Annotated in this window: 8 protein-coding genes; 2 read left to right on the top strand and 6 right to left on the bottom strand. The window is 54.1% G+C overall.

Features of this window, described 5'->3' with window-relative positions; all coding sequences use genetic code 11:
* Positions 1-173 precede the first annotated feature (173 nt).
* The 3 genes from VMF88_13850 to VMF88_13840 all read right to left on the bottom strand — a co-directional run bounded on the left by VMF88_13850 (position 174) and on the right by VMF88_13840 (position 3,974).
* A complete protein-coding gene (locus tag VMF88_13850; protein ID HTY12139.1) occupies positions 174-923 on the bottom strand; it encodes a Sir2 family NAD-dependent protein deacetylase in 750 nt (249 codons plus the stop codon).
* A 147-nt stretch (positions 924-1,070) separates the two neighbouring features.
* Entirely contained in the window at positions 1,071-2,690 is a 1,620-nt protein-coding gene (locus VMF88_13845; GenBank protein HTY12138.1) for a M20/M25/M40 family metallo-hydrolase, read from the bottom strand.
* 30 nt (positions 2,691-2,720) lie between these two features.
* On the bottom strand, positions 2,721-3,974 hold the full coding sequence (locus tag VMF88_13840; protein ID HTY12137.1) for a DEAD/DEAH box helicase: 1,254 nt from the start codon (positions 3,972-3,974) through the stop codon (positions 2,721-2,723).
* 544 nt (positions 3,975-4,518) lie between these two features.
* Between VMF88_13840 and VMF88_13835 the strand changes: the two genes are divergently transcribed.
* Together VMF88_13835 and VMF88_13830 are read left to right on the top strand one after the other, a co-directional pair.
* Positions 4,519-6,447, top strand: a complete 1,929-nt coding sequence (locus VMF88_13835; GenBank protein HTY12136.1) for a M1 family aminopeptidase — start codon at positions 4,519-4,521, stop codon at positions 6,445-6,447.
* A gap of 80 nt (positions 6,448-6,527) precedes the next feature.
* A complete protein-coding gene (locus tag VMF88_13830; protein ID HTY12135.1) occupies positions 6,528-7,421 on the top strand; it encodes a hypothetical protein in 894 nt (297 codons plus the stop codon).
* Between the two features lie 23 nt (positions 7,422-7,444).
* Here the strand turns inward: VMF88_13830 and VMF88_13825 are convergent, their stop codons facing one another.
* Genes VMF88_13825 through VMF88_13815 form a run of 3 tightly spaced genes read right to left on the bottom strand, consistent with a single transcriptional unit; the run spans position 7,445 to position 13,200 of the window.
* Entirely contained in the window at positions 7,445-10,630 is a 3,186-nt protein-coding gene (locus VMF88_13825; GenBank protein ID HTY12134.1) for a multidrug efflux RND transporter permease subunit, read from the bottom strand.
* A 46-nt stretch (positions 10,631-10,676) separates the two neighbouring features.
* Entirely contained in the window at positions 10,677-11,822 is a 1,146-nt protein-coding gene (locus VMF88_13820; GenBank protein HTY12133.1) for an efflux RND transporter periplasmic adaptor subunit, read from the bottom strand.
* A 7-nt stretch (positions 11,823-11,829) separates the two neighbouring features.
* Entirely contained in the window at positions 11,830-13,200 is a 1,371-nt protein-coding gene (locus VMF88_13815) for a TolC family protein (GenBank protein HTY12132.1), read from the bottom strand.
* Positions 13,201-13,442 lie beyond the last annotated feature (242 nt).

The following is a 13,442-nucleotide window of genomic DNA, read 5'->3' as shown; positions in this document are numbered from 1 at the left end:
CGGATGAAATTCGGTTACCATTGTTAGAGAGGAATTGACGTTCCCTCGTCCGGGAACTTTGTGTGTGCACCAACCGCTTTGTCAATCTCTAACAATGCTCGATCAGTTTTTTCCGTCTCCTTAAGCTGAAAGTTAAGGGAAAACATTTGAAAGTCAAGACAAGAAAACGGATATCAAGAAGGGTCCTGATCTGCCGCGGATGCCGCGGACAGCAGCTCTTCTGCCAGCCCCGGCAACTGCCCGCTGGCAGTCCCCTTGAGAATTACGAAACCGTCCAGCATGTCATACGCCGGATGGGGGTCGATAAAAAACCGTTCCCTGGTCCGCCTGAAGAGCGGAAGCAGGCCGGCCGCCGGATAAACCTGAGCCGAGGTACCGACACCGATAAAGATCTCTGCCTTGCGCGTCAGTGTTTCAAGATAATCCTGCCTCATATCGACCGCCTCGCCAAACCAGACCACGTCCGGACGGAGCTGGCTTCCGCATTTTGGACATGTGTCTCCCAGCTTGGTCGGGGATGAAATTTGCGCCCGGTAATCGCATGAGTACGACGAGTCGGAATATGCGGGGATGGAATAATGCCGTTCGCACTTCTGATGGTCGATCCTCCCGTGGAGGTGCCAGACGTTCTTCGAGCCGGCGCGTTCAAGGAGCGTGTCGATGTTCTGCGTGATGTTCACGACATCGTACCGGGAGGCGAGACGGGCGATCGCTTCATGGGCCGGATTCGGCTTGCACTCCATTCCCCGAAGAAAACGCTGCTCGTAGAAGTTGAGGACGAGATGCTTGTTGCGTTCCCATCCTTCCGGAGAAGCAACATCCTCGATGCGATGCTGATCCCACAATCCGCCGGAATCGCGAAAAGTCGGAATGCCGCTTTCAGCTGACAGCCCCGCACCACTAAAGACAACGACGGTTTTCATCGAGAAAATGATACAGCAAGGAACAATAATAAAATGCAAGGTGGAAAAAGCAAAAATACAATGCAAAGATTAAAATGGATCCTTTTCCATACCGGCATCCTTTAGTTTTTCCATTTCACATTTTTATTTTTGATTTTTCCTTTGGGCTTAAAACGGCGCTCTCGTTCCGGTGAGCGGCATCAGCGGTTTGTGCGGAAATGCTCCGTCGCGCATCGCCGCGTCGTACGCAAACGCCGCCATGATCACCGCCGCCTGCTTCACGTCGTTTTCCTGCACGCGGTCGAAGAGGTCCATGTTGGAATGATGCGTCCGCGTTTCATAGTCGATGTTGTCCTGGATGAATTGGAATCCGGGCAGACCGATGGCATCGAACGAGAGATGGTCGGTCCCGCCGGTGTTCTCGAGCGTCAGCGTCGAGGCATCCATATCCGCGAACGGTCCAAGCCATGCCCTGAAGATCGGCCGCACCGCTTCGTTCCCCTGCATGTACACTCCGCGCACCTTGCCGGTGCCGTTGTCGTTGTTGAAATAGACATAAAGCTTCTCATAGTCGGGCTTCTTCTTGATCTGGCCGTACGTGCCCCCCTGGGCCGTATCCCGCTCGCCGAAGTGCCTCTTGACATATTCTCTCGAGCCGATCAATCCTTCTTCTTCACCTCCCCATAACGCCATGCGGATCGTCCGCCGCGGCTTTGCGTCGAGCGCTTTCAAAATTCGCATTGCCTCGATACAGACCGCGGAACCGGTGCCATTGTCGGTGGCGCCTGTTCCTCCGTGCCACGAATCAAAATGTCCGCCGATCATGACCACTTCATCTTTCAGGTCCGTCCCCGGGATCTCGCCGACAATATTCATCCCCGGCTGGTCGTCGTAGAATTCCGCTTCGAGATTGATTTCCAGTTTTACGCGGCTTCCTTTTTGCATCATCCTGATGATCCGGTTATAGTGTTCTGCTGCCACAACGATCTCGACGGGGATTTTCGGAGCATCGTCGTCGTACGCATTCACCCTTTTGTCCGGCGGCAGGTTCGGGGGCTGGGGAACGGTTGCTCCCTGGACGAACAGTGTGCCGTCATCCCCGGCCGAATTCTCGACAACGATGGCTGCCCCTTCCTGCTGGCAGAACTCGAGTCTTTTTCGAGCAGCGGCAGCACGTTCTCGGAGGACGCGAAACATGGTCGTATCTCTCCTTCCGGCGCGGCCGCGTCCCCGGGGGAGATCGGCATTCGCCAGTTTCAGCAGATCTTCGTCGCTCAGCCGCTCGGCATCCGCCGAAAAATGTGCCTTCAATTCGCGGGGATCGCTGGTAAAGACGATCGCTCCTTTGAGCTTCCCTTTGTACTGCTGCAGGTCGTCGTCCGCTTTTGCATCAAGATAGATCGGATATCCTTTCACCGTTCCCCTGGTGGAAGGTGACCATGCCTTCGGATATGCAATGAGCGGCAGAACACGCGGCTCGATCATCTCAGCGGAAAAATACTTCATCGACCAGCCTTTGCCGAATTTCCACGTTTCAAACGAGACGTTTTGCAGTCCCATCTCCTCAAGCTTCTTCTTGGCCCAGTCCGCGGCTTCCTTGAACTCTGGGGAAGCAGTAAGCCTCGGGCCGTAGACATCCGAGAGGTAGCTCAGCGTTTCCATGATCTTCGAGTTATTCATTCCCTCGCTCTTGATCTTGGCGATCATCGCCGTATCGACTCTCTCCTGCGCCGAGGCGCTGCCGATCAATGCTGCACACACAACAAGAGTACAAATAAGACGTTTCATGGCCTTCGCTCCTATATGATCCGTGAATGATTATCGCCTTCGGCGGGGTCGGGGTCGGTGCTGATGAGATTCCTTCCGTTCGCGATGGATAGGACTGTGCCGCGGATATTTTTCGGGGATCGGCACCAGAAGATGTTCTTCCGGGAATACACATTCGATCTTCTTGCCGAGGAACTCTTCCAATTTCGGCAGCTCATGCGAGTCCTCTTCGTCCGCAAAGTTGATCGACGTACCCGTCGCTCCCGCGCGTCCTGTCCGTCCGATGCGGTGAACATATTCTTCGACGTCGAGCGGGAGATTGTAATTGATGACGTGCGAAATTGCTTCGACATGGATGCCGCGCGATGCGACGTCGGTGGCAACAAGAACGCGGATATTCCCTTCGCGAAATCTCTCCAGCCGGCTGATCCTCTGCTTCTGGTCGACATCCCCCGAAAGAAGCGCGCAGCTGATGCCGTACGCCTCCAGCTGGTCCTTCAGGCGCCGCGCCTCATCACGCCGGTTCGCAAAAATCAGCACCCGCTCAAGATTTTTTTGCATGATCAGGTTAAACAGGAGGGTGGGCTTTTCCTCGCGCGTGGTGATATACGTGATCTGCTCGACGCTCGTCACTGCGACCTCTTCCGGCATCACCGTCACCTGAAACGCCTGCCGGGTCCACGATTCAGCCAGCCGTTTCACGTCCGAAGAGATCGTGGCGGAAAAAAACATCGTCTGGCGTTCGGCCTTCGGCGGAGTGCTCAGGACGATCGACCTCACGGCCGGAATAAAACCCATATCGAGCATCCGGTCGGCCTCGTCGAGAACCAGAATTTCAACCTTGCTCAGGTCGACGAGCTTCTTTTTCTTGAAGTCGATCAAGCGCCCCGGCGTGCAGATGAGCACATCGCACGGCGCTTCGTGCAGCTGCTTTTGCTGCTTTACGTAATCGATCCCGCCGAACAGCGGGAGCGTCCTGCATGCCACATACGTTCCAAGATCCCGGGCATCTTTATGGATCTGCATCACGAGCTCCCTGGTCGGAGCGAGGATGAGCGCCCGCGGTGTCCCGAGCGGTCTTTTCCCTTCGATCGGATGGTTGAGTACGTGGGAAAAAATGGTGATTAAGAAAGCGGCAGTTTTTCCGGTACCTGTTTGCGCCTGAGCGGTAACGTCTTCTCCAGCAAGCGATTTAGAGAGCACTTCCGCCTGCACCGGAGTACAGTATTGAAATTTCAGATCATAGATGGCGTGGAGAACTTCGTTCGGAAGCTGAAAATCATGGAATCGTTTTTTCCCTTCCATAGGTGCAACCGTGAAGACAGAGCTGTCCCAGACCTCCGCCGGACCGCTTGACGGAAGCTGTTGCGTTCCCCGATGGGTCCTGCCGGCATGATGCCCGTCGGTCCCCTTCGTTCTTCGATTGTGACGAGAACCGGAGCCTTCCGGTTGGCCGCGAGATGATCTCCTGCGGTCAGCATCTGAAACGCTGGTTTGTACGGATGGCGCTGGATGCGTGGTTGGAGGCTGCGGCGGGTGGTCAGCGGCGGAGCTGTTTTCCCTGAATAAAAGGGACCTTAATCTGGTTACCAGTGTTTTGAACAATGAAGCCTTTTCCTCAATAAACGAAATGATCACTCCCCCACAATATACAAAATAATTAATCAGGAGGCCGAAAAAAATTCAGGGCTGAATCCCTCGTGTCAGACGCGGGCTTTACAGGCAAAAAGAGGGGGACAGCTTTTGCATATCAGATTCTTTGCTTACATTTCTTCTGATGAAAAAGATGCCGGACAAAAGAAGATCAAGCGGTCTATGGTGGAAATGGGCTAAAACCCTCCTTCTGATAATGGGCATTTTTCACCAGACGTCGATCGGCCAATTTTCATCGTTGCAGCATCCCGAGCAAGAGTCAAAGACCAATTTCGCCTTCGAGGAATCTTCCTTTCAACAGCGGCTTCTGTCGTCCGCAGCAAGCAATTGGTTCGACGTATCATACTACGGCCTGAACCTTGACATTGCAACAAGTCCGTCGTATTTGAAAGGAGACGTTACGATCGCCGGCGTCTGCCGGCAAGGCAATACGCAGACTCTCACCCTCGATCTGATGAACACCATGCGGATCGATTCGGTTCACGTCAACGGTCAGCCGTGCTCCTTCGCGCAATCCGTCAGTTCGTTCGACATCACCTTGGACCACACATATCAATCGGGGGATCTGATCTCCGCTGAGATCTTTTACGAGGGGGTCCCCGTCCCTACCGGTTTCGGGAGCTTTGAGTTCGATTCACATTCCGGAGTGCCGTGGGTCTACTCCCTGAGCGAACCGTACGGAGCGCAGGATTGGTGGCCGTGTAAAAACACACAAAGCGATAAAGCAGATTCAGCGGACATCGTCATCACGTGCGATTCGTCATTCAAGGCTGCGTCCCAAGGAATTCTGCTCTCGACCGTAAATCAGAATAACGGAAAGACGACGTACCATTGGAAGACCCATTATCCGATAGCTTCATACCTGATCTCGGTGGCCCTTACGAACTATACTCAATTTTCCGAATGGTTCCGCTACTCGGCAACAGACTCGATGGAAGTGCGCAACTATGTGCTTCCCGAGGACTACGCCGCAGCTGCGGCGGTTCTCCCCCATGCGGTCGGCGCACTGGGAATTTATTCAAACCTTTTCGGTACATACCCGTTCATCAAGGAAAAATACGGCCAAGCCCAATTTGCGAGAGGCGGCATGGAACACCAGACGATGACCTCCATCGGAACGTTCGATGAGAAGATCGTCGTGCACGAACTTGCCCATCAGTGGTTCGGAGACAAGATCACAGCGAAGACCTGGTCCGACCTTTGGCTGCACGAAGGCTTCGCCGTCTATTGCACGGCGCTTTATCTGGAAAAAACGTACGGAGTCCAGTCGTACACGGACTACATCAATCTTCAGATCAGCTCTGCGATGTCCGCGGAAGGTGAAGTCGGCAACCCGGACACCTCATCCGCGCAATCTCTTTTTAACTACGACCTCATCTACGGAAAGGGGGCGTGCGTGCTGCATATGCTCCGGCATGTGCTGGGAGACAGTGTATTCTTTGCTTCCATTCGCGCGTACGCAAACCAGCCTTCGCTTCAATACTCAAACGCCACAACACAGGATCTTGAAGCTGCGTGTGAAAAAGTTTCGGGGAAGAACCTGAGCTACTTTTTCCAGGAATGGATTTACGGGGAGCGCTATCCGATCTATCAATATTCATGGGACTGGAATTCTTCGAACGATTCTTCCTTCCTGACGATCACCCTGGCACAAGCCCCGGTGCGGACAAACCCTGCCATCTTCACGATGCCGGTCGATATCCGCATTTCTTCCCCGGGGAAAGATACCGTTGTCAGCCTCTTCAACAACGTCCAGAATCAAACATTCACGCTGCCGTTCCCCGTGAGGCCGTCCTCAGTGGTCCTTGATCCTGACGGATGGATCGTCAAGTTGGCGTATCCCGCGTCCGATTTCGCCCCTGCCAGCTACCTGCTGGAACAGAATTATCCCAACCCGTTCAACGCCGGCACCACCATCAAATACCAGCTCGCCCATGCGGGGTACGTCACGCTCAAGATCTATGATGTTCTTGGAAGGGAAATAGCGACGCTCGTGAGCGAACAGCAGATCCCGGGGACATATCAATATCCATGGACCGGCCAGAATTTCGCCAGCGGGGTCTATTTTTATCGATTGACCGCCGGCGATGTTCGTCTCCAGAAAAAAATGATCCTGCTGAAATAATTCTCTTGCAGAGAAGGATCGGCTGATTTATATTCAGCAATCACTTTGCCGTTTTCAAACACCATTGCCTTGAGGAGAGGATGAAGAATTTTACGGCGAGCTGTTTCGTATTTATTGTCGGTATGATCTTCGTAACCGCGGAGACTGCCGTTTCCCAGCCCGACGAGCATTTATACAACGTCCATTTCAAGAAAGCGGATTATCATCTCGGCAAGTTTGAGTTCGAGGAATCGCTCCAGGAATGCGATTCGGCGCTGAAGTACAAGCCGGATGATTTCTTGGTCCGGGCGATGATGTGCCTCGATTATTATGAGATCGGCGAGAAGCTCGACGTGAAAAAGTCGGATGAGAAGGACAAGAAGATCGAGATCTACGACACGATGGTGCGGATCGCGGAGGAGGGGATCCGCTGCGCTCCCGATAAAGGGGAATGCTATTTTATGCGGGGGTTAGCGAACGCAAGAAGGGCCACCACAAAGGGAGTCCTCTCCGAACTTTTCACCGCCAAGCAGATCGAAAACGACTGGCTTATTTCGGTGGACCGCAAGTCCGACTATACAACGCCGAACGGCGAGAACCTCCAGGCCTCGAGCTGCGTTGCCCTCGGGGTGTACTACCGCCTCTGCCCGACGTTCTTCATGCTTCGGTGGATCTTCGGCATCAGCGGCGACCTGGACAAGGCCGTCTACTACTGCAAGAGAGCGTATGAACTCGACTCGACAAGAATCGAGATCGTCAAGGAATACGGCGTCGCGTTGATCACACGGGGACTTGATACGAAGAACGACGCGGATATCGAGATGGGAAAAGATTTTTTGCGGAAGGTACCGACGCTCCCTCTGAGGTTACGAACCGATAAGATCGACATCGAGCACAGCAAAATGCTGCTCAACGATATCAGCCTCTGTCCCGGATATTCGAGAGACGAACAGCAGGACGTTTCGGAAGAATCGTTCAATAAGATGAATCAGTAAGCGAGCCGTTCCGTCGTGAATCGTCAGAGGTCTTCGCCCGGTATCTTTCCAGACGCTTCCAACCCTTTCAGACGCAATTCTTCCAGCTTTTCCTTGCTGTAAGCGATCTTGGTGATCGTAATGAACAACACCGGCACGATGAAAATAGCAAGCGTCGTGGCTGAAAGCATTCCGCCGAGGACCGTCCATCCTATCGTCGCTCTCGCCTGAGCTCCGGCCCCTTCCGCAAACGCCAGCGGCGAGACGCCGAAGATGAACGCCAGCGAGGTCATGAGAATCGGACGCAAACGCAGCTTCACGGCCTCGATCGTTGCATCCACCATCGGCATTCCCCTGTCAACGCGCTCTTTGGCAAATTCTACGATCAGGATCGCATTTTTGGCGGCAAGACCGATCAGGGTGACGAGGCCGATCTGTGCGTACACGTTGTTGCTCAATCGCGGAATCAAGAAGAGAGTGAGGATCGCACCAAACGCTCCGATGGGAACGGCCAGAATGACGGCGAACGGAACCGACCAGCTTTCGTACAGCGCAGTCAGGAAAAGAAAGACGAACAGCATCGACGTCGCAAAGATCGTTATCGTGCTGCTTCCGGCGTTGATCTCTTCCCGCGACAATCCGGAAAATTCATAGCCGTAATCGGATGGGAGAACTTTGGCCGCAACTTCCCGTAGCGCTTCGATCGCCTCGCCGCTGCTGTACCCCGGAGCCGCCGAGCCATTGATCTCCGCCGTGCGGAAGAGATTATAGTGAGAGATCATGGGGGCGCTTTCGGTGAGCTTGTAGGTCGTCAGCGTGCTCAGCGGGATCATATTCCCCTCGGAATTCTTCACATAGTATTTCGACAAGTTCTGAATGTCCGCGCGGTAGATCGTGTCTGCCTGTGCCACGACGTGAAAATTGCGTCCGTAGATTGAAAAGTCGTTCACATAACGGCTGCCGAGGTATGTCTGGATCGTGGAATACACGTCGGCGATCGAAATGCCGAGTTTTTTGCATTGATCCCTGTCCACATCCAATTGGAAGCCGGGCGTACGGGCCGTAAAGAACGAAAACACGCGGCTGAGTTCCGGGCGCTTGTTCGCCTCGGCGACGAATGTCTGCACGACATTCTCGAATTGCTTGATGTTGTCCGTACTCTCGTGCTGCTCGAGCTCGAACGTGAACCCGCCGGTCGCCCCCAGTCCTGGAATAGCCGGCGGCGAGATCACAACGACGTTGGCGCTCTTGATCGACGAAAGCTTCTGCTGCAGAGTGGCGATCAGGGCGCTGAGCTGCAGCGATTTATCCGTCCTCTCATCCCACGGCTTCAACTGAGCGAACACCGTGCCGCTGTTCGATTTGGTCGCGAAGGTGACCACGTTCAGACCGCCCAACGCAGCAAAATGCGCAATGCCCGGCGTCGACTGAAGAATGCCCATCATGCTGTTCAGCACGTCAAGGCTTCTCGTGGTGGACGACGCTTCGGGCAATTCAAACGTGATGTACAGGCGGCCTTCGTCTTCCGTCGGGATAAATCCGGTCGGCTTGTTCTTGAAGAGGATCGCCGTTCCTGCATAAAGACAGATCAAGAAAATGATAACAACGGGGGCCTTCTCGATGCACCGCTTGACGCCCAGGGAGTAAGAATGCGTCGTCCTTTCAAACCAGGCATTGAACCTGAAAAATAATCCGTTGAGCCCCTTCGAATTTGCCCCCACCACCGTGGGTTTCAGGAAGAGGGAGCACAATGCCGGAGTGAGAGAGAGGGCGATGAACGCGGAAATCAACACCGAGATCGCGATCGTGATGGCAAACTGCTGATAGAGCCGCCCCACGATCCCGGGGATGAACCCGACCGGAACAAAAACGGCCGCGAGGATCAATGCGATCGCCACAACGGGTCCCGAAATATCCTTCATCGCACTGTGGGTGGCCTCCTTGGCCGTCATCTTCTCGTGGTCGATGTAGTGCTGAACAGCCTCGACGACGATGATGGCGTCGTCGACGACGATGCCGATCGCGAGCACGAACCCGAACATCGTCAGCGTGTTGATGGTAAATCCGAGCGGAAGAAAGAACGCAAAGGTGCCGATGATCGACACGGGGATCGCCAGCACGGGAATGAGCGTCGCGCGCCAGCTTTGGAGAAAAAGAAAAACGACAAGAACGACGAGACCGAGCGCTTCGACCAGCGTCCATACCACTTCGTTGATCGACACTTTAACGACGGAGACGGATTCAAACGGAACAACGTAATCGACATCCTTCGGAAAGGACTTTTTCAATTCGTCCATGGTGGCATAGATGCCGTTGGCGACCTCGAGGGCGTTGCTCCCCGGCGCCTGATACACGAGGAGATAGGAAGCGCGCTTGCCGTCCACGAACGAATTGCTCGAGTAGCTGAACTTTCCCAGCTGAACGCGCGCAACGTCCTTCAGATGAACGACCGCCCCCATACGCGGGTTGGCCCGAACGATGATCTCCCGAAACTGCTCTTCGGTCGTGAGCCGGCTGTTTGTGAAGACGGAGTACTCGAACGCCTGGCTGGACGACTGCGGCGGGGCTCCGACGGAACCGGCGGCGATCTGCACATTCTGCTCTGCCAGCGCGTTGACGACATCGTTCGCGGTCAGGCCGACCTGTGCCAGTTTATCGGGCTCCAGCCAGATGCGCATGCTGAAATCATCGGCGCGAGTGAAGACATCGCCGACCCCGTTCACGCGCAGGAGCGCGTCCCTGATGAAAATATTCGTGTAGTTGTCGAGGAAGGTCACGCCGTGCGTGCCGTTCGGAGAAAAAATGGCGACCAGAAGAAGAATGCTTGGGTTCCGTTTTCTCGTCGTTAATCCGAGACGCTTGACGTCGTCGGGCAATTGAGGCGTCGCGATCCCGACTCTGTTTTGAATGTCGAGCGCCGCGATATTCGGGTCCGTTCCGACGTTCAGCGTCACATTGATCGTGCTCCGGCCGTCGCTCGTGCTGTTCCCCTGCATATAGGCCATGCCGGGGGTGCCGTTCACTTGCGATTCGATCGGCGTCGTGACGGTCTGCTCGACGGTCTGCGCGTCGGCGCCGTTGTAGATTCCCGAGATCTGTACCGTTGGAGGGGTGATGTCAGGATACTGGCTGATCGCCAATTTGGAGATCGCCAGGATGCCGTTCAACACAATGACGATCGATATGACAATTGCCGTTACCGGACGCTTGATAAAAAGATCTGCAATCATTCCGTTTCCTGTTTGGAGAGTGTTTGCTCTAGGCCGTCCCTGTCGTTCATTTTATTGAAGCAGGACCAACCGCGACCGGAGTGTTATCCCGCAATTTCTGCACCCCTTCCGTCACCACCTGTTCGCCCACCTGCAGACCGTCCTTGACGATCACCATATTATTGATGCTATTGCCTAAAGAGACCCTTCGCTGGGAGGCTTTGTTATCACTGACGACATAAACAAAATATTCTCCCATCTGTTCGACGACGGCCGCATAAGGAATCAGCATGCTCTGGGCGGAGCTGTATGCCTTCACGCGGAGATTACAGGTCAGGCCCGCCCGAAGGGTGTTTTGAGGATTTGGAAAAATTACCCGGATGCGGATCGTCCCGGTCTGCGGATCGACCGACCGGTCAAGGAAACTCAGCTTTCCCACGAACGGATAAATGCTCTGATCCGGAAGAACGATGGTGAACGTGGAATCCTTCAAGCTGTCCCCCGCCTGCAGCAGATGAGTGAACCGGCTGATCTGCTTTTCATCGACGGCACAATCGACCGCCATCGGATCGTCGGACGAAAGAGTATTCAATAGTGTCTGGCCCGCGACGACGGACGAACCGAGTTTCACCAGCGAGATGCCTATCGTTCCGTCAAACGGAGCAACGATAACGGAATAGCGAAGATTGGTCTCCACATTTTTGACGTTGGCCTCGAGCGACGCAACCTGCATTTTTGCGGACTGCAGATCGGCCTGCGCATGATCCAATGTCTGCCGTGCGACCGCATCCCGCTTTGCGAGGTCCCGGTACCTGTCCGCATCCTGCTGGGCCTTTGCAAGAACCGCCCGCGCTGCGTTCAGGTTGGCGGTCGCCTGGTCGTATGCCGCTTTGTACTGCTGCTGATCGATGGCATACAATTTCATTCCCTTGCTGATGTGTTGTCCGTCCTTAAAATAGATGTCCGTCACATAGCCCGAAACCTCGGACCGCACCTCGACCTGATTAATCGCCGTCACGGTCGCCGGATATTCGTCATAATATGAGGCGGCCCCTAACTTCGCTTCGTATGCGGCCACCTGGACGGGGGGAGGTCCCTTTTGCCCTCCTCCTTTATTGCCGCCGCACGCGGAAAGGAGAAGGGAGGTGATGATTGCTAACACCGGCAAGCGCATAATAGTGTTCACGAAAAATTGAGAAATTTTTGAGTTCATAGGTACGTTATTGATATTGAAGAGAACCGAGTGCTTTCAGGACGTCCAGCTTGCTGCTGAGCACCTGATACAACGCGTTCGTCCGGTTGACTTGCGCGGCGCGAAGGTCGGTCTCCGCAGAAATAACTTCGAGATAAGTTTTCGTGCCAGCCTTGTACTGGAGCTGAATGGTCTCATAGACATCTTTTGCAACGTCAAGATTCTCTTTTAATACGCGGTAATTGTTCAGGTCGCTTTTGTAGTTGGCTATCGCATTGACAAATTCCGTGTTGACGGCATTCTTGAGCGCGGTGAAATCATAATCAAAACGTTCGAGCTCCAATTTCGCTTGCTTGATCTCCTGGAGTCTTTTCCCCCCCTGAAAGATGGGAAATGAGAGCTGCAGGCCGACGAACGAACTTGGATAGTCAAGGTTGTAAAGCTGCGAATATCCGGTGTTTTGATAATTGAAGCTGTAGGCGCCGAACAACGACACCGCGGGAAGGAAGCTCCATTCGTAGTAGTCGAGGTCGTCCTCCTGAAGACGTTTCTGTGTCAGCAGCGTTTGGTACTCAATTCTATTCTCAAGTTTGACGGTCTGGTTCGTATCGAGGAGCGCTTCCCGTTCCATCTGTCCGCTGTTGTATGCCAGCGTCAATTCGGACGCGGGGGGATACCCCATTTGTTCCTTCAGGAAAGCGTACCGCGCTTTCAGAAACTCCGCTGTCTGCCGCCGTTCCGCTCTCGCGTTGTTGAGCAGGATCGTCGCCCGCTTGTAGTCGGTCTTGTCGGCAACGCCTTCCTTGTACTGGTCATACGCGTCCTGATAGCTCCGCTCGAGACGGAGAACATCTTCATCAAGCAGGGCGATCTCTTCCTGAGTGACGAGCACTGCATAGAACGCTTTGCTGACGTTGGCCACCACGTCGATTTTATTCATGACCGTTTGTTCTGATGCCCGGCGCCGGACGTCGCCGGCACTGCTGCTCGCGAGCAGAACGTCTCTATTAAAAATGGTCTGAGAGAGAGAAAACTCGCCGGTCGATGTATTCGTCAATCCTACTTTCAACGGGGGCGAGCCCTGAATGATCGACGTCGGCAGCTGCGGATTGTGAATGATGTTATAGCTGAAATTCACCTGCGGAAACCAATCGGCGAGCTTGCTGTCGATCTGCTTTTCCGTGATCTCCTCATCCATCAAAGATTTTTCGACCGAGGGCTGATGCGTCAGCGCATAATGGACGCAGCTCTGCAGTGTGACTTTGCCTGCCAGCGAATCCAACGCGCTATGGGTTTGGCCTTGAAGAACGGCGGTCGCGAGCATGAGTGTTGCCGCTGCGCCGACCGACAATATGCCCCAACGTTCTTTTCTTATTTGACGACCGTAGGTATAATTCATTTCAAAGAATTCGTGAAAACAAAGTGTGTCATTACATCCAGTCCCTTTCCCCCACAGACAGCCAACTGCGAAGAGGTGCGCGCTTCGAACTGCGGGGGGCCATGAAGAAGGGAATCGCTTCGGTCTTTTCGAAAAGAGACTTCCGCCATCTTCCGCTTTGCCGAAAGACCGCCGTTATTGTCTCGATGCTTGGATTGGCAATGGATGCTTAATTTCGTGAATTTCCGACTGAAATTCAACCA

Source organism: Bacteroidota bacterium (assembly GCA_035506275.1).
GTDB lineage: Bacteria > Bacteroidota > Ignavibacteria > UBA10030 > UBA8401 > JAGVPT01.
The sequence above is the reverse complement of the archived record's forward strand: the minus strand, read 5'-3'. Positions and strand labels throughout refer to the sequence as shown.